We start from the raw sequence: 16,861 nt of genomic DNA on the forward strand, positions 1-16,861 counted from the left end.
CGGCGGGGAGTCGTCGCCGCGAAGCCGGTCGGCGGCTGCTAGCTGTATTGACCTGAGAGGTTGGTGACGCGGCTTGCTGGTGGCTGACCTTGAAGTGAGGTGTGGCCTCGGTGGTGATTGTAGTGGTGCAGCCAGGCGGGGAAAGCGGCAACACGCTCTGCCTCTGATTGGTAGGGGCGGGCGTAGGCCCATTCGTCGAGCAGGGTGCGGTTGTAGCGCTCGACCTTGCCGTTGGTCTGAGGACGGTACGGGCGGGTGTATTTGTGCTTGATGTCCGGGCCAAGAGCGTCTTTGAAGGCGTGGGAGCGGTAGCAGGGGCCGTTGTCCGTCAGAACCCGTTTAACGCTGACGCCGCGGGATTCAAAGAAGGTGTTGGCGCGTTCCCAGAAACCGGCCGCCGTTTCTTTCTTCTCATCGGACAGGATCTCGGTGTACGCGAGTCTGGAGCGGTCATCGACGGCGTTGTGGAGGTAGTGGTACCCCGGTCGGCGGTTCGCTGCGGAGCCGGTTCTGTTGCGCCAGCCGGCGGCCCTGCCGAAGGCCCTGTGCCCGCCACCGTCCGGAATCCGGCCGAGTTTCTTGATGTCCACATGGACCAAGTCCCCGGGCTTCTCGTGTTCGTAGCGGCGAATCACTCGTCCGGTGCCACGGTCAAGCCAGGCCAGTTTCGCCAGCCGGTAACGGGACAGCACCCGGTGCACGGTAGAGGGGTGGATGCCCAGCAGATATCCAATTCTTGCCGGCCCCCACCGGCGGTTTACGCGGATGGCGATGATCCGCCGCTCCGTCCGCATTGCTGTCCGCCGGGGAGAAGAATGCGGGCGGCTGGAGCGGTCTTCCATCCCGGCCGGACCGTGCTCGCGGTAGCGCCGCGCCCAACGGGCAGCAGTCGGGACTGAGACCTGGAAGCGTTCCGCGGCCCGGCGCAGACTCCAGCACTGATCAACGACACATTGCGCAAGCTGCAGCCGGCCACGAGGGGTCAGAAGAGCGTTAGGGTGGGACATGAAGACCTCCGTGCGTGGAATTGGACTCTAGACAAGCCCCACTCCACCCGGAGGTCCTCTTCATGTCACCAAACCACGCCGAACGTCATCAACGTCTGTGGTCAATACAGCTAGCGGAGCAGTTCCACGTCGGAGACAAGCTCGATGTGGGCCAGCATCGCGTTCGCCGCGCCCGCCGAATCCTGTGCCCGGACGGCATCGGCGATCTTGCGGTGCGAGGCAAGGGACTGCTCAGGCCGCCCGGGCTGGCCCAGGGACTCCATCCTGGTTTCCAGGATCATTTCGGCGATGAAGGCCATAAGCTGCGCCAGCACGGAGGAATGGGCTGCGGCGGTGATGGCCTGGTGGAACAGTTCGTCGCCCTGGGTGCCGCGGTCTCCATCGCCGATTTCCCGTGCCATGACGTCCAGGGCGTTGTCGATGGCGGCGAGGTCCTGGTCCGTACGGCGTTCCGCGGCAAGGGCGGCAAGCTTCACTTCCAGGGTGCTGCGGGCCTCCACGATCTCCGGCAGGCGGCTCTGGTGCTCGCGAAGGCCCTTGACCACTGAGGCCACGCTGGGCCGACGCGCCAGGACGGCGCCTGTACCGTGCTGCACGTCGATCACGCCAAGCACTTCAAGGGCCACCAGGGCCTGGGCCAGGGTGGCGCGGGAAACGCCAAGCCGCTCGGCGAGGTCCCGCTCCGCCGGGAGGAGGTCGCCGGGCTTGAGCTGCGCGGACTCGATGTAGGCGAGGATCTGCTCCACCAGCTGCTCATAAAGGCGCGGACGCGATACCCGCTCCAGGCCCTGCCGTGCTGTCTTCTCCACAAAGCCCTCCCTTGGACGTACCGGACCAGAATACCTGCTTCCGGTATTGACAGATAGACTCACTGTCTAAGAGGCTAGTCCAGTGAGCCAGTAACTCATGTCACACTTTCGCTCCCCCTAGCTTCCCCTAACGGAGGACCAACGATGTCCGCTCCAGTCCTGTCCATCATCATCCTGGCGGCGATGTTCCTGCTCGCCACCGTCCTGCCCCTGAACATGGGCGCGCTCGCTTTTGTGGGCGCCTTCCTGCTCGGCGCCGTGGTGCTGGGCATGTCCACCAACGAGATCCTGGCCAACTTCCCCGGTGGCCTCTTCCTCACGATCGTCGGCGTCACCTACCTGTTCGCCATCGCGCAGAACAACGGCACCATCGACCTGCTGGTCCGGGGCGCTGTGCGCCTGGTGGGCAGCCGTGTTGCCCTCATCCCCTGGGTCATGTTCGCCATCACCGCCGTCATCACGGCCGTCGGCGCACTGTCTCCCGCCGCCGTCGCCATCATTGCCCCCATCGCCCTGAGCTTTGCGGGTAAGTACAAGATCAGCCCGCTGCTGATGGGCATGATGGTGATCCACGGTGCGCAGGCTGGCGGCTTCTCGCCCATCGCGGTCTACGGCGTCACGGTCAACGGCATCCTGGCCAAGACCGACCTTGCCTTCAGCCCGACCGCGCTCTTCCTTTCAAGCCTCATCTTCAACTTTGTTATTGCGCTGGTGCTGTTCGTTGTCCTGGGCGGTAAGAACCTCCTTTCCTCCAAAGTGGGGCATTTCGTGGAGCAGGCAGCAGAAGCCCGCATGTCCGTTAGCGTCGGTGCCAAGGCCGCCGGCGGCGACGTCCCGTTCAAGGGATTCGGCTCCGGCATGTACGGCCCCCGCGACCCCGCCGGCGACGGTATTGCCGCCACCAAGGAGCGCAAGGACCGGATCCCGCAGCTGGTCACCATCGCCGGCCTGGTCGTGCTGGCTGTCGTGGCCCTCGGTTTCAAGATGGACGTCGGCTTCGTGTCCATCACCATCGCGATCGTGCTGGCCCTCGTATCGCCCGCCGCCCAGAAGGGTGCCATCAACAAGATCAGCTGGTCCACTGTGCTGCTCATCTGCGGCATGCTGACCTTCGTCGGCGTGCTGGAGGAAGCCGGCACCATCGAGTTCGTGTCCAGCGGCGTGGCCGGAATGGGAATGCCGCTGCTGGCAGCCCTCATCATCTGCTTCATCGGCGCCGTGGTGTCCGCCTTTGCCTCCTCCACGGCCATCCTTGCGGCCCTCATCCCGCTGGCCGTCCCGTTCCTGTCCACCGGCGAGATCGGCGCCGTCGGCGTCATCTGCGCCCTTGCCGTCTCCGCCACGATCGTTGACGTCTCGCCCTTCTCCACCAACGGCGCCCTGGTGCTGGCCAACGCCCCGGAGGGTGTGGACAAGGACAAGTTTTACAAGCGGATCCTCGGCTACAGCGGCATCGTCATCGTGGCAGGACCGGTCCTGGCGTGGCTGGCGCTGGTGGTCCCCGGCTGGCTCTAGCCGCCACCGCATCCGCCGCCGTACTTACGAAAGGAAACCCAGCACATGAGCACCGCCGAAACTTCCCAAGGCCTCCTGGCCGGACACCTTGTCGTCGACCTCAGCCGCGCCCTGGCCGGACCGCACGCCGGCATGATGCTGGCGGACCTCGGGGCCCGCGTCATCAAGGTGGAGAACCCCGGTACGGGCGATGACACCCGGGGTTGGGGGCCGCCCTTTGTCGGTCCCGAAGATGACCTGCAGTCCACCTATTTCATGTCCTGCAACCGCAACAAGGAATCCATCACCCTGGACCTGAAGAGCGAAGACGGCCAGGCGGTGCTGCGCGGGCTGCTGGAACGGGCGGATGTGGTGATCGAGAACTTCCGGCCCGGCGTCATGGACCGGCTGGGTTTCTCCACCGCGGCGATGCATGAAATCAACCCCCGCCTGGTGATTCTGTCCATCACGGGCTTCGGCCACGACGGCCCCGAATCCCAGCGCAGCGGCTACGACCAGATCCTGCAGGGCGAAGCCGGCCTGATGTCCCTTACCGGCTCCGGCCCGGACGACCCCCAGCGCGTGGGCGTTCCCATTGCCGACCTGCTCTCCGGCATGAACGGGGCGTTCGGCGTCCTCGCGGCCCTCGTTGAGCGGAACCGGACCGGCCAGGGCAAGGTGGTCCGCACCTCGCTGCTGGCATCACTGATCGGGGTCCACGCCTTCCAGGGCACCAGGGCCACCGTTGCCGGTGAAGTTCCGCAGGCCCAGGGCAACCACCACCCGTCCATCGCCCCTTACGGCCTGTTCAACTGCAAGGACGGGAGCGTGCAGATCAGCGTGGGCAGCGAGAAGCTCTGGCAATCATTCGCCGCGGCCTTTGGCTTGGATGCGGCTGCTCCGGGCTTCGCCAGCAACGCCGAAAGGGTGCGGAACCGCGGCGAGGTGATTGCCGCCGTCGAACGCGCCTTTTCGGAGTACGGTGCGGTGGAGCTGCTGCAAAAACTGAACGACGCCGGGATCCCGGCAGGCAAGGTCCGCTCACTGGATGAGGTGTACGGCTGGGAGCAGGTGGCGTCCCAGGGGCTCGTGGTGGATGTACAGCATCCGCTGCTCGGAAAAGTAAGCCTGCCCGGGCCGCCGCTGCGGTTCTTCGCTCCCGGTGATGCCGCGGAAACCACCCTGACCGAACACGACGCGCCACCGCTGCTCAATGAAGACGGGCCGGCGATCCGGGAGTGGTTGGGCCTCACTGCTGCCGGCGCCACTGCCGCTCCGGGGGCACAGTAGCGTGGCGACGGCGGAAAAGGTGCGGCACATGAACGCTACCGAGCTCCTCGAGGCCGTGGTGGACCCGGGGTCGTTCATCTCCTGGGACAAGGAGCCTGAACAGCCGATGCTGTCTGAAGAGTACGCCCGCGACCTGGTCCGGGCGCGCGAACGCAGCGGTGCCGATGAATCCGTCATCACCGGCGCGGGGCTCATCCGCGGCCGCCGCGTGGCGCTGATCGTCAGCGAATTCTCTTTCCTCGCCGGCTCGATAGGTCACGCGGCGGCGCAGAGGATTGTTGCCGCCGTCGAACGCGCCACTGCCGAAGGGCTGCCACTGCTGGCTGGTCCTGCGTCCGGCGGCACCCGCATGCAGGAAGGGACGCTCGCGTTCCTCTCCATGGTGAAAATCACCGGCGCAGTCCGGGCGCACCGGCAGGCGGGCCTTCCCTACCTTGTCTACCTGCGGCACCCCACCACGGGCGGCGTCATGGCGTCCTGGGGGTCTTTAGGCCACATCAACGTGGCCGAGCCGGGTGCCCTGCTGGGCTTCCTGGGCCCGCGGGTGTACGAGGCACTGTACGGTGAAGCGTTCCCGGAGAACGTGCAGGTGGCGGAGAACCTGTTCAGCAAGGGACTGATCGACGGCGTGGTGGAACCCGAAGACCTGGCCGACCTGGTGGGCCGGGCGCTGGACATCCTGGCCGCGAACGGCAGTGCTGGAGGCGGAACGCTGCCGGGGTGCCTGCCCGCCCCACCCGAGACGCTGGACATCAGGCCCTCAACCGCTGATGCCTGGACCTCGATCGAGATTTCCCGGCGGCAGCGGCGGCCGGACCTGCGCCAGCTCCTGAAGATCGGCGCCACGGACGCGCTGCCCCTCAACGGAACCGGGCAGGGGGAAAAGGACCCGGGCCTGCTGCTGGCGCTCGCCCGCTTCGGCACCCAGCCCTGCATCGTACTGGGACATGCGCGCCCGCTGCGGAAGGACGCGGCCGGCATGGGTCCCGGATCGCTGCGCGAGGCGCGCCGGGGCATGAAGCTGGCGGAGGAACTGCGGCTGCCGCTGCTCACCGTCATTGACACTGCCGGTGCTGCGCTCTCCCAGGAAGCGGAGGAGGGCGGGCTTGCCGGGGAAATTGCGCGCTCGCTGCACGAACTGATCGGGCTCGAATCGCCGTCGGTTTCCGTGCTGCTTGGCCAGGGAGCCGGGGGAGGGGCGTTGGCGCTGCTGCCCGCGGACAGGACCATCGCCGCCCAGCACAGCTGGCTCTCCCCGCTGCCTCCGGAGGGCGCCAGCGCCATCGTGCACCGCACCACCGCGTTCGCGCCGGCCATGGCCGAGGCGCAGGGCGTGGACGTCGCCGCGCTGTATGCCAGCGGACTGGTGGACCACATCGTGGATGAACGCGGCGATGCTTCACTGGAGCCGCGCGAGTTCTGCACCCGGATGGCGCGGGCCATCGAGTACGAACTGGCTTCGGTGGCCGGCATTCCCGTACCTGAACTGGTGACTGCCCGCGCCCGGAAATTCGCAACCCTGGGCGCCCGCTAGGAGTACTTCCTGCCTCAGCGCAACCAGGGGGCCGCGGCGCATGGCTGCGGCCCCCTTCTCCCTGGTTCTACCTCCGCTGCTGCGTCCCGGACCGGTGGGTGTTCCTGCGGAGCTGCAGGATGCGCGCGCCGCCCGCCGCGGCCACCAGGACGCCGCCGGTCACGGCAGCGATGAACAGTGCCATGCCCAGCGGGACGGAGCCCTCGAAGCCCAGGAACTTCACCAGGACCAGCTCCTGGTTCTGCAGGATGAAGATGATCAGCAGGATCAGGAGCACCAGGGCGGCCACCACTGCTGCCCAGATGACTCCGGCGCGTGTGACCTTGCGCTCCGGGGCACGGCCGGCCGTGGGTGAGGGGGCCGCTCCGGTGGCAGGTGTCCCCGGCGCCCCCGGCGAATAGGACGGGGCATTGCCATAGGTCGCTGCCCGGTCCATTGAGGGCTGCGCCGCGTTCGACGGCGTCGGGCCGGCTTCCGTTTCGGGCCGGCGGTCCGGTCCCGGTGTGTACTGTCCTGCACTCATGCTCGTCCCCTTTCCCAGAATGCTAAGCATGCTTATTGTTCAACCATAGACGCCAGTCTTGCCGGAGCACAACGACAAGGGCGCCCTTCACGGGCCGTCGCTGCACCGGGAACAGGTGGCGGGAGGGGCTGACATGGCGGAGGGATCCCCGTGCGGGGACCCCTCCTTTGACTCTTGCCGGGGTGTTTGGCCCGGTGTCAGACCCTCTCCCTGCTCTTTTCGGCGGAGGGGGTGCGCGGCGCAGGAGTCCTGCGCCAGTTGGGGAAGGCCCAGAAGGTAAATTCCTGTGCCTTGACCGGCTCCCCGGGCGTCTCCGCAGGGGTTTCCGGTTCCGCTTCAGGCCGGCGCTTGGTCTCTTTCTTTGCGCCCCACCCGAAGTCCTTGCTTGATGCGTAGCACATCACAGACCTCCTCAAGGTGACTGCCCTTTAATCGTCCTCCTGCCCGGCGCTGGAGTCGAGACCGCGACAACGGCGGGCCGGCGTGAGTCGGGAGGGCGCCGGGCAGGGAGGTATGAGGTGGCAGGGACGGCGGGCGGGACGGTGCAGCCTGTCAGTTGCCGTTGGCCACTACGTCCTGCGCCTCCTGCGGGCGGTGGAACTCGCAGGGTCCCTGATGGCGGAGGGGGAGAAGGCAGGTCCGGCCCGTGGGCAGGTGGACCAGTGCGCAGCGGCCGGCCAGGGCCAGGTCCTCCCGGACGTTGGAGTTGCTGAGGTCCGGCCGGTCATCCTCTGAGATGTCGGTGGTTCCGGGGCTTGTGGCCGGGTTTTCGGCGTTCATGGTGTGGCAACTCCTCATCGGGCGGACGGCGAAGGGGGTGCTGAAGGGTGCTTTTCCAGTCTGCGCCGCGGGGGTTACGGGCGGGTTAATCCGATGTTAGGTTCAGGTCAACAACAGCAACCGGGCCGGTGCCTGCACATACCTTGACCGGCCTGTACCCAAACTGGCCTAGTACCCCAGCTGGTGCGCCACCTGCAGCAGGAGTGCTTCCGATCCCATGGGACCCACCAGCTGGATTCCCATCGGAAGTCCATTCCCGGCGGCACCGCCGGTCCAATGAACAGGAATGGTGATGGCCGGAAGTCCGCACACATTCACCATTGAGGACCACGGGGCGTATTCGCACTGTTTCCGGTAGTCGCCGTCGGCATCTCCCGGCCACTGGGCCGACGGCCACCGGTCGCTGCCGTGCGCGGTCCCGGTGAACCAGCCCACCGGCCGGGGGGTCTGCGCCAGCGCGGGCATCAGCATCAGGTCCCACTGCCCGTACTGCGCCACGGTGTCGTGCTGGAACTGCCGCAGGAATGCCAGCGCCTCCGCAAGTTTCGCCGGGCTGCGCTGCTGGGCGCGCCGGCGGAAGGTCCGGGTGAGGGGCGCCAGCAGCGCTTCCCGAGTGGGACTGATCCTGGCGGCGCCCACCCCCGCAGTCCAGGCGGTGGTGAAGGCGTCCGGGTACCGGTTGTCATAACGGACGGCAGCGTCACCAAGGGTATGGCCGGCCTGCTCCAGCAGCGTTTCACCGGCCCGGAGCGCGTCCAGGGCTTCCGGGTCCGGCGTGAACGGAAACGTGGTTGACCAAGGGCTGTCCAGCGTGACGCCGATCCGCAGCCGCGGCGGCTCCTGCTCGATGGCGGCCAGGTACCGGTTCCCCGGCGCCAGCGCATCCATCATCAGTGCGGCGTCTTCCGCGCTGCGCGCAAGGGGGCCCGGCACCACCAGCCGCGCGGGGTCCCCGGCACTTTCCCCGGCTGCCACCAGTCCACGTCCCGGCTTCAGTCCCACCAGTCCACACGCCGCGGCGGGTATGCGGACTGACCCGCCGCCGTCGGTTCCGGGGGCGAAGGGCAGCAACCCTGCCGCCGCGGCGGCCGCGCTGCCGCCTGAGGACCCTCCGGAACTCCTGCTGGGTGCGTGGGGATTGCGCGACGGCGGTGCGATGCGGTTCTCGCTGTAGGCCGTCAGTCCGAATTCGGGCACCTGGGTCTTGCCCAGCGAAATCGCGCCGGCATCCTTGAACAGGGCCACGAGGGGAGTATCGGCGGGGGCTGGTTTGTGGTCCAGTGCGGCACTGCCGTGAGTGGTCACTACACCCGCGACGTCGGTGAGGTCCTTGAAGGCGATCGGCATGCCATGCAGCGGGGGCAGGTCATCGGCGTCGCAGCGGGAGCGCAGGCCATCCGCCGCCCGGGCCTGATCCATGGCCTGGTCCGCCGTCACCGTAATAAAGGCTCCCAGAAGGGGGTTTTGCCGCCCGATCCGGTCCAGGAAGTGGGAAGTGACGTCGGTGGAAGACACCGCTCCACTGTGCAGGAGGTCCCGCAGGGCAGTTGCGGGGAGTTCGTGGAGCTCAGGCACGGTGGCAGCCTTTTGGCTGCAGCCCGGCGTTCCAGCTGGCGCGTGCTGGTGGTGGGGAAAGGGCGGTCAGCTGCTGGGACATCGAAACCTCCTCGGGACTTCCCCAGCCTAACCCGCCCCTATTTCTGGATGTGTTCCGGGCGGAGCGGAGGGGAAGGGCTAGGCTTAAACCTGACTTTGATCTGCCAGACCGCCAAGACAGGACTCCGATGAGCGATTTCGACACCGTCCCCGTCCATGACGTCCCCGCCGACGCCGTAATCCTGGACGTCCGGGAGGATTACGAGTGGGTTGCCGGCCATGCTGAAGGTGCTGTCCACATCCCCATGGAACAGATCCCGGCCCGGCTGGACGAACTCGATCCGGACGAGGACGTCTATGTGATCTGCCGGACGGGCGGCCGCTCCTTCCGCGTTGCCCAATGGCTTACTGGCCAGGGATATACCGCCATCAACGTGTCCGGGGGAATGGACCAGTGGCTGGAATCCGGCAAGCCCCTTGTCTCGGACAACGGGCTCAAGCCGCTGGTGCTTTAGTGCCCGGCGCGTCCCGCACCTACGCCTTCCTCGGTCCGGAAGGAACGTTCACCGAGGCCGCCCTGCTGGAGGTGCCCGACGCCCTTCAAGCAGTCCGGCTTCCGGCCTCGAACGTCAATGCCGCGCTTGACAAGGTGCGCGGTGGATCCGCTGACGCCGCGATGGTCCCCATCGAGAACTCGGTGGAGGGCGGCGTCACGGCCACCCTGGATGCCATCGCTACAGGCCAGGAACTGCGGATTGTCCGTGAGGTCCTGGTACCCATCAGCTTTGTCCTGGTAGCCCGGCCCGGCGTCCGGTTGGAGGACGTGCGGCGGGTATCGACGCACGGTCACGCTTGGGCACAGTGCCGCCTGTGGATGGACCATAATATACCGGAGGCGGAATACGTTCCCGGTTCCTCAACTGCCGCCTCGGCCCTGGGTCTCCTGGACGGGGACTGCCATTACGACGCGGCGATCTGCGCCCCGCTGGTGGCCAGGGAACATTCGGGGCTGTCGGTCCTGGCGGAGAACATCGGGGACAATCCCGGCGCGGTGACGCGCTTTATCCTGGTCAGCCGGCCGGGAAGGCTGCCGCCGCGCACCGGTGCAGACAAGACCACGGTCGTGGTCCCGCTTCCGGAGGACCGGCCCGGCGCCCTGATGGAGATCCTGGACCAGTTCGCCAGCCGCGGTGTCAACCTCAGCAGAATTGAATCTCGCCCTACGGGCCAATATCTGGGCCACTACTTCTTCAGCATCGACGCAGACGGCCACGCCGGCGAAGCGAGGGTCGCTGACGCGCTGGCGGGGCTGCACCGCATCAGTCCCGGCACCCGCTTCCTGGGCTCGTATGCCAGGGCGGACAAGCAGGCCACGCTGGTGCCGGCGCATACGTCCGATGAGGCTTTCACGGCCGCCCGGACCTGGGTGGAATCCATACTCGCAGCGGAATCCTCCGCAGGTGAAAGCGGTTCCGGGGCTTCGCCCAAAGCGTAGGTAAATGCCTTCGGAAGTACTTCCGCGGGCTGTGGACAATGCGTATGCTTGCCTGATCCACACGGGGTATGGCCCCTGATGAAGGGAGCGGGTCATGACCAGCAGCACTGAGAACGACGGCCAGGGGATGATCGTCAATCCCAAGCCCACGGGCGATAACCAGGACTGGGACGGGGACGACGCCGACCGTGCTGACCGCCTGCGCTTCGAAGAGGAGCAGGCGATGATCCGCGAGCAGTCCGAGGCCCATGCTGCTGCCAAACAAGCCCACGCGGACGCGAAACCCGGCGCTGAGGAAGGCAAGAAGGCCGGGTCCTGACGCCGGTGCCCGTTACCGCACGGTGCGTGGGCTGCCCTGCACCGGACCGCTGTCCTGTACCTCTCTTTTTACCCTGACCAGGAGTGACCGGGGCTCCACCTGAACCGTCAGCTGTGTGGCTTCCCCTGCCGTGTCGCCGTCGAGCTGCGTGGGCATGGGTTCGGGGCACTTGATGACTACCTTGACTGACCGGTAAACGGTCATGATGGGCAGCTTTCCGCTGTGCTTGAACATGATCTTCACGTACATCAGCAGCCAGCCCAGGGCGCTGCGGGGGCTCATGACCACGACGTCGAGCATGCCGTCGTCGATCATGGCCTGCGGGATGAAATCGATGCCGCCGGGGACCAGTCCGCAGTTGGCGAAGAGCACGCTGCGGATGTTGCGGACCTGCTCCGGGCTGCCATCCATGGTGATGGAAACCTTCTTCCGCCGGCCGGGCAGGTGGCGCACGCCTGCCTCCGTGTAGGCGAGCCAGCCCACGGCTTTCTTCAGCCCCGCATTGGTGTCGGCCAGGACTTCGGCGTCCATGCCGATTCCGGCGATCACCAGGAAGACGTGCTCCGAGTAGTGGCCTGTGCGTGAGTTCTCGATGGCCATCCGGGCGGTGTCGATGTACCGCTGGCGGCCGAAAAGTGCTGTCTGCACGTTGCTGTGGAGGTCGTTTACATCCAGGTCCACGTTCCGGGCCAGCAGGTTTCCCGTCCCCAACGGGATCAGGCCCATGGCAACGTCGGTGTGCGCGAGGGCCTCAGCCACCACGCGGACGGTGCCGTCGCCGCCGCCCACCAGGACGACGTCGGGCTTGCCCGCCAACGCAGCCTGCATTTGTGAAAAGCCGGGGTCCTCCGCCGTCGTCTCGAAAAAGACCGGTTCCTCCCAGCCGGCGGCCAGGCAGGCCCTGTGGATCATTCCCCTGGCTTCGTCGGCCCGCGCCTTAATGGGATTCAGGACGACGGCCACCCGCTGCTGCGCCAGCCCTGAGTCGTAGGCTTCGCCGGCTACCGCGCTGCGCATATGCAGGGCCTTGAGGCGACGCACCCCCCACCAGCTGGAGGTGGCGAAGGCAAGCGCCACCGCAATCAGCAGGTAGAGAATCCAGTCGCTCATGGTGCTTCAACAGTAGCCCGGCGCACGGTGGGCCGCGGCACGGAGCCGCACGCCCGCCGTCGTGCAGTGAATTGGATACCCTTGTCTGGTGATCGACGTAAAAGACCTCAGCGAAAACCCGGACAAGTTCCGTGCCAGCCAGCGCGCCCGCGGCGCGGACGAATCAGTGGTGGACGCGATCATCTCCGCGGATTCCGCTCGCCGTGCCGCCCTGCTCCGCTTCGAGAACCTCCGCGCGGAGCAGAACGTGTTCGGCAAGAAGGTGGCGAAGGCCAAGGGCGAGGAGAAGCAGGCCCTGCTGGCCGAGGTCAAGGAACTGGCCAATTCGGTCAAGGCGGCCTCAGCCGAGGCCGATGCGGCCCAGACCAAGCAGGAAGAACTGCTGCGCACCATCCCCAATCTGGTGGAGGACGGCGTCCCTGAAGGCGGCGAGGACGACTACGTGGTAGTCAAGACCGTTGGCACCCCGCGCGAATTCCCTGACTTTGAGCCGAAGGACCACCTGGAGATCGGTGAGCTGATCGGCGCCATCGACATGGAACGAGGCGCCAAGGTCTCCGGAGCGCGCTTCTACTTCCTGCGGGGGGTGGGTGCCCGGCTGGAGATGGCACTGCTGCAGATGGCCATGGACCAGGCCATCGAGGCCGGCTTCATCCCCATGATCACCCCCACCCTGGTGCGCCCCGAGACGATGCAGGGCACCGGCTTCGATGTAAAGCACGACGCCGAGATCTACCGTCTCGCCGAAGACGACCTTTACCTGGTGGGCACCTCAGAGGTGGCGCTGGCCGGATACCATGCCGACGAGATCCTGGACTTCTCCGCCGGGCCCGTCCGCTACGCGGGCCAGAGCTCCTGCTACCGCCGCGAGGCCGGGTCGCACGGCAAGGACACCCGCGGCATCATCCGCGTGCACCAGTTCAACAAGGTGGAGATGTTCATCTACACCACTGTTGAAGAGGCGGCTGCCGAGCACCAGCGCCTGCTGGCCTGGGAAGAGGAAATGCTGGCCAAGTGCGAGCTGCCGTACCGGGTCATCGACACCGCGGCCGGCGACCTTGGCATGTCTGCAGCCCGCAAATACGACTGCGAAGCCTGGGTCCCCACGCAGAACGCTTACCGCGAGCTGACGTCCACCTCCAACTGCACCACGTTCCAGGCCCGCCGCCTGAACATCCGCGAGCGAGTGGTGAACGCGGAGGGTGTTTCCAAGGGGACCCGCGCCGTGGCCACCTTGAACGGCACCCTGGCCACCACCCGCTGGATCGTGGCGCTGCTTGAGCACCACCAGAACGCGGACGGCTCTGTCAACGTGCCCAAGGCGCTGCAGAAGTACCTGGGTGGCCTCGAGGTCCTCCCGGTTCTCTAGGGTCCTTCCGGAATTCCCCGCCCTGTGGACTACTCCCCCCGTAATGCACGGGGGTCCTGTCCACGGGACGGGGTTTTTGTGGCCGGATGCCCGCAGCAGTAAGCCGTTGGCGCAAGAGGTCCGGGGTGGACAGCGTCTTCCAGTCCCACCTGACCACCTTGTAGCCAAGAGCCCTTAGCCGGTCTTCGCGCTTCTTCTCGGCCAGAATTGCTTCCTGGGTGCTTCGGCCGGCGAGCAGGGCTTCGTCCAGATATTTTGCGTCGCCGTCGAATTCGCCGATCACCTTGGCCTCAGGCCAGAAGAAGTCCGTCCGCGCGATGAAGCCTTCCTGGTCCTGGAACACCTGCTGCAGCACGGGGGCAGGCAGCCCGAGCATGTGAATGAGCGCCCTGCTGCGGGATTCCCCAACGGACTCAGACGCCCCGTTAGCGAGGGCCAGCACCTCCTGCATCCGACGGCGTTTGGCGGTAGAGGCCTGCAGGGCTGCTGCCGCAGCCAGTTGCTGGCGCGTCAGTCCCTCGCCGGGGCGGCGGCGCGGGTCCAGTACTGCGTCTGCCAGCACCACGGCGTCCGGAAGATCCAGCCTGGTGATGCAGTCGGTCACTGTCTGTTGCAGCGAAGTAACGGAAAAACCCTGGCGTCGAATTGCATCGGCCGGCCAAAAGTGGCGGGCAACGCCGTAACTCCGGATGTCTTCGATGCCGGTGAGCTCTGTCTTGGCATCCCGTGCGGCAGTAGTGGTTGGCGGGCGCTTTCCCGCTTTATGGGGAGACAGTGTGATGACGTGAACGTGGCTTGGGACTCCCGGGCCGGGAAGACTCCAGATGCGCAACGCCGTGAGGTAGCAGAATAGGGTGTCCGGATCGGCAGCGGCCACTGCTGCCATCGTGACCCCGTAACGCTGCCAGGGCTTGAGGCCAAGCCAGGCGGCCTTGCCGAAATAAACTCCGGCCCGGACCCTGACCACGATGCCGTTCTTGTAGTCCCTGCTTAGCGCCCGGCTGTTTCCAGTCAGGGCGCGACGCCTACTTGCCAGCACCAGGACAGCTTCATTCGATTCCATAAATTCATGCTGGAGCGGTTGACCGGAATGAGGGCGAATCAGGATGCCGCATGTGGAAAACCCATCCAGATCTCCCCTTGCCGAGGACAAATCCCCGCGTAACGCGGTGGGGACTTGTCCTCGGCGGGGGGATTGCCTTCGCGCCATGTGGAAAACCGCCGTGTTAACCAACAGTTCAATAAACCTGTGGCCCGCGTCCTAGCGCGTGTCAGTTACGTCTGCTTCACTATGTGGATGACAACGCTGACTGAAACCTCAGTCGCCGGCAACGATGACCGGCGAGACAACAATCGAGACTACAACCAGGACAACATCGCCTTCACCGCTGTCGATCGGAAGTTCATGGTCGCCCTGGACGTGGACGGCACCCTGGTCAACCACGACGGCCACATGTCCCCTGGCGTACGGGAAGCCGCGCAGGCCGTCGTGGCCGCCGGGCACGAGGTGATGATCGCCACCGGCCGCTCCCTGAACGCAACGCTTCCCATTATCGAGAAAATTGGCATCGAGCGTGGATACGCCGTCTGCTGCAACGGGGGCGTGACCCTCCGGCTCCACCCCGAACTGGACAACGGCTACGAAGTGATCCACAAGGCCACCTTCGATCCCGCACCTGCCCTGCGTGCCCTCCGCGAACGGCTCCCGTCCGCCAAGTATGCGCTTGAGGACGCCGACGGCAACTTCCTCTCCACCGAGCGGTTCCAGGATGCCAGCTTCGGCGTGGAGGCGGTAGGCGTCGACTTCCACACCATGCTGGAGGCTACCGCCGTCCGCGTGGTGGTGTTCAGCACCGAAAACACGCCCGAGGAGTTCAACGAGGCCATCAACCACGTGGGCCTGGCGGGAGTGACCTACTCAGTGGGCTGGACCGCGTGGCTGGACATCGCTGCAGCGGGTGTGACCAAGGCCAGCGCCCTGGAAAACCTCCGGCTCCGGCTTGGCTTCGAAGAACACCTGACTGTCGCGGTGGGGGACGGCCGGAACGACATCGAAATGCTCACCTGGGCCGGCCGCGGCGTCGCCATGGGGCAGGCCCCGGCAGAAGTGGTCGCCGCAGCGGACGAGGTCACCCACTCTGTGCACGACGACGGCGCCGCCCACGTGCTGCGCAGCCTCCTCTAAGGCGCTGACCGGCACCCTCCGCTGCCGCGATTCAGGCCACGCCGCTTAGCCAAGGCAGAATAGGGACATGACCCTTACGACGTTCGCCCTCGTCCGCCATGGCCAGACTGACTGGAACGCGGAGCGCCGGCTGCAGGGAGCAACCGACATCCCTCTGAACGACGTCGGCCGCGGCCAGGCGCGGGACGCCGTCGGCATCCTGGAGCCTTACGAGTGGGACGCCATCGTCTCCTCGCCGCTGAGCCGCGCTGCCGAGACCGCGGACCTGATCGCCGAAGGGCTCGGCCTCAAGGTCGCCCGGCGCGTCCCGGAACTCACCGAGCGCAGCTTCGGCCCGGCCGAAGGGATGCAGGCCGGCCCCGAGTTGGAGGCCCTGCGCGTGCCCGGCGGGTTCAAGGGCGCCGAAAGTGAAGACGAGGCCGCGGACCGTGGGCTCGCGGCGCTGGAAGCCCTGGCGGAGGAGTTCCGGGGCCAGCGGCTCCTGGTGGTCACCCACGGCACCCTGCTGCGCGTCAGCCTCAGCCGCGCCATCGGACAGACCCTCGCCAGCGTGGACAACGCCGCCCTCAACCTGGCCCACCACCACGTGATCGACGGGTGGAAGCTGGAGTACTTCAACGGCGAGCCGGTCCTGGCCGCCACCGGGAGCTAGGACCCAAAGAAGGCGCCGGGACAACCACGGCAGTAAAGCACGACGGCGGGACGTGGCTCAAGGCAGTCAGCGCACCGCGAGGATCAGCGCCAGCAGCCTCGCGGCAGCAGGCCGGGCAGCATGTTCTTCATTCCACTGCGCCCGTGCCACCGCTTTGCTGACGGCCTGCGTGGTGATGCCCAGTTCCTGCGCCACCGCCTTCTGCTGGCCGCGGACTCCAGGGGTCAGCAGGTCCAGCACGCGCCATTCCGCGCCTGAGCGGTCCCGCACGATGTGGCCCAGCAGCCGCAGGATGGCTTCGGCGTCGTGGGCAACATCAGCCAGCGGCCCCTCCACCGCAACCGGCACCCGCTCCTTGCTGCTGCGGAGCCGGTCCACGGCACGGCGCGCATAGACCAGCCCGTGTCCGGACGCGTCCTTGATTTGGTTGGGGAGCGGCTCGTCCACCGGTCCGGCGCCAATGCCCACGTACCAGTGCCCGCTGCGAAGAGCGATGAGGGCGGCGTCCACCGCCTGGTGCGGGCACTCGACAATCCCCTGGACTTCGTCCTCCACCGACCGGTCGAAATCCAGGCGCGCGGGAATGTGCCGCAGCGCCTTGAGCAGCTGCGGCACCTGGTCGCCGTCGCGCCGGCTGTCCGTCTGGTTGATGGTGAGGGTGTACATTCTGGGTCCACACTACCCGGAAGTAGGTACCG

At 66.6% G+C, this 16,861-nt stretch carries 18 protein-coding genes; 9 read left to right on the forward strand and 9 right to left on the reverse strand.

What is annotated here, in order from left to right:
- Positions 1-38 precede the first annotated feature (38 nt).
- Both ACTHQS_RS18270 and ACTHQS_RS18275 read right to left on the reverse strand, forming a co-directional pair.
- A complete protein-coding gene (locus ACTHQS_RS18270) occupies positions 39-1,007 on the reverse strand; it encodes an IS481 family transposase (protein WP_440171719.1) in 969 nt (322 codons plus the stop codon).
- A 110-nt stretch (positions 1,008-1,117) separates the two neighbouring features.
- A complete protein-coding gene (locus ACTHQS_RS18275; RefSeq protein WP_440171721.1) occupies positions 1,118-1,816 on the reverse strand; it encodes a FadR/GntR family transcriptional regulator in 699 nt (232 codons plus the stop codon).
- Between the two features lie 144 nt (positions 1,817-1,960).
- On the opposite strand from ACTHQS_RS18275, the gene ACTHQS_RS18280 reads away from it, so the two are divergent.
- From ACTHQS_RS18280 to ACTHQS_RS18290, 3 genes are read left to right on the forward strand one after another with little or no spacing between them, the layout of a single operon-like run.
- Positions 1,961-3,331, forward strand: a complete 1,371-nt coding sequence (locus tag ACTHQS_RS18280) for an SLC13 family permease (protein WP_440171723.1) — start codon at positions 1,961-1,963, stop codon at positions 3,329-3,331.
- Between the two features lie 45 nt (positions 3,332-3,376).
- Complete coding sequence (locus ACTHQS_RS18285) at positions 3,377-4,600, forward strand: CaiB/BaiF CoA transferase family protein (RefSeq protein ID WP_440171725.1); 1,224 nt, start codon at positions 3,377-3,379, stop codon at positions 4,598-4,600.
- A gap of 1 nt (position 4,601) precedes the next feature.
- A complete protein-coding gene (locus ACTHQS_RS18290) occupies positions 4,602-6,134 on the forward strand; it encodes a carboxyl transferase domain-containing protein (protein ID WP_440171727.1) in 1,533 nt (510 codons plus the stop codon).
- A gap of 67 nt (positions 6,135-6,201) precedes the next feature.
- Here the strand turns inward: ACTHQS_RS18290 and ACTHQS_RS18295 are convergent, their stop codons facing one another.
- The 4 genes from ACTHQS_RS18295 to ACTHQS_RS18310 all read right to left on the reverse strand — a co-directional run bounded on the left by ACTHQS_RS18295 (position 6,202) and on the right by ACTHQS_RS18310 (position 9,012).
- The gene (locus ACTHQS_RS18295) at positions 6,202-6,657 is read right to left on the reverse strand and encodes a lipopolysaccharide assembly protein LapA domain-containing protein (RefSeq protein WP_440171729.1); all 456 of its coding nucleotides are present in this window, start codon (positions 6,655-6,657) and stop codon (positions 6,202-6,204) included.
- Positions 6,658-6,854: 197 nt separating this feature from the next.
- Positions 6,855-7,058 (reverse strand): hypothetical protein, encoded by a 204-nt coding sequence (locus tag ACTHQS_RS18300; protein ID WP_440171731.1) that lies wholly within the window; start codon positions 7,056-7,058, stop codon positions 6,855-6,857.
- Between the two features lie 151 nt (positions 7,059-7,209).
- Complete coding sequence (locus ACTHQS_RS18305) at positions 7,210-7,437, reverse strand: hypothetical protein (RefSeq protein ID WP_440171733.1); 228 nt, start codon at positions 7,435-7,437, stop codon at positions 7,210-7,212.
- A gap of 168 nt (positions 7,438-7,605) precedes the next feature.
- On the reverse strand, positions 7,606-9,012 hold the full coding sequence (locus ACTHQS_RS18310; RefSeq protein WP_440171735.1) for an amidase: 1,407 nt from the start codon (positions 9,010-9,012) through the stop codon (positions 7,606-7,608).
- Between the two features lie 209 nt (positions 9,013-9,221).
- On the opposite strand from ACTHQS_RS18310, the gene ACTHQS_RS18315 reads away from it, so the two are divergent.
- From ACTHQS_RS18315 to ACTHQS_RS18325, 3 genes are all read left to right on the forward strand, one after another.
- On the forward strand, positions 9,222-9,548 hold the full coding sequence (locus tag ACTHQS_RS18315) for a rhodanese-like domain-containing protein (RefSeq protein WP_440171736.1): 327 nt from the start codon (positions 9,222-9,224) through the stop codon (positions 9,546-9,548).
- A complete protein-coding gene (gene pheA, locus ACTHQS_RS18320) occupies positions 9,548-10,528 on the forward strand; it encodes a prephenate dehydratase (protein WP_440171738.1) in 981 nt (326 codons plus the stop codon). The genes ACTHQS_RS18315 and pheA overlap by 1 nt, the downstream gene beginning before the upstream one ends.
- Positions 10,529-10,622: 94 nt before the next feature.
- A complete protein-coding gene (locus ACTHQS_RS18325; RefSeq protein WP_440171740.1) occupies positions 10,623-10,847 on the forward strand; it encodes a hypothetical protein in 225 nt (74 codons plus the stop codon).
- Between the two features lie 12 nt (positions 10,848-10,859).
- Here the strand turns inward: ACTHQS_RS18325 and ACTHQS_RS18330 are convergent, their stop codons facing one another.
- Complete coding sequence (locus ACTHQS_RS18330; RefSeq protein WP_440171742.1) at positions 10,860-11,957, reverse strand: diacylglycerol/lipid kinase family protein; 1,098 nt, start codon at positions 11,955-11,957, stop codon at positions 10,860-10,862.
- An 88-nt stretch (positions 11,958-12,045) separates the two neighbouring features.
- Between ACTHQS_RS18330 and serS the strand changes: the two genes are divergently transcribed.
- Positions 12,046-13,326: a serine--tRNA ligase gene (serS, locus tag ACTHQS_RS18335; protein ID WP_440171744.1), complete on the forward strand. Its 1,281-nt coding sequence runs from the start codon at positions 12,046-12,048 to the stop codon at positions 13,324-13,326.
- On the opposite strand, the gene ACTHQS_RS18340 is transcribed toward serS, so the two are convergent.
- Positions 13,265-14,389 (reverse strand): hypothetical protein, encoded by a 1,125-nt coding sequence (locus tag ACTHQS_RS18340; protein ID WP_440171746.1) that lies wholly within the window; start codon positions 14,387-14,389, stop codon positions 13,265-13,267. The genes serS and ACTHQS_RS18340 overlap by 62 nt on opposite strands.
- 234 nt (positions 14,390-14,623) lie before the next feature.
- On the opposite strand from ACTHQS_RS18340, the gene ACTHQS_RS18345 reads away from it, so the two are divergent.
- Together ACTHQS_RS18345 and ACTHQS_RS18350 are read left to right on the forward strand one after the other, a co-directional pair.
- A complete protein-coding gene (locus tag ACTHQS_RS18345) occupies positions 14,624-15,511 on the forward strand; it encodes an HAD family hydrolase (protein WP_440171748.1) in 888 nt (295 codons plus the stop codon).
- A gap of 67 nt (positions 15,512-15,578) precedes the next feature.
- The gene (locus tag ACTHQS_RS18350) at positions 15,579-16,163 is read left to right on the forward strand and encodes a histidine phosphatase family protein (RefSeq protein ID WP_440171750.1); all 585 of its coding nucleotides are present in this window, start codon (positions 15,579-15,581) and stop codon (positions 16,161-16,163) included.
- 66 nt (positions 16,164-16,229) lie between these two features.
- On the opposite strand, the gene ACTHQS_RS18355 is transcribed toward ACTHQS_RS18350, so the two are convergent.
- On the reverse strand, positions 16,230-16,829 hold the full coding sequence (locus tag ACTHQS_RS18355) for a hypothetical protein (RefSeq protein ID WP_440171752.1): 600 nt from the start codon (positions 16,827-16,829) through the stop codon (positions 16,230-16,232).
- Positions 16,830-16,861 lie beyond the last annotated feature (32 nt).

It is taken from the genome of Arthrobacter sp. SAFR-044 (genome assembly GCF_051965175.1).
Lineage (GTDB): Bacteria > Actinomycetota > Actinomycetes > Actinomycetales > Micrococcaceae > Arthrobacter.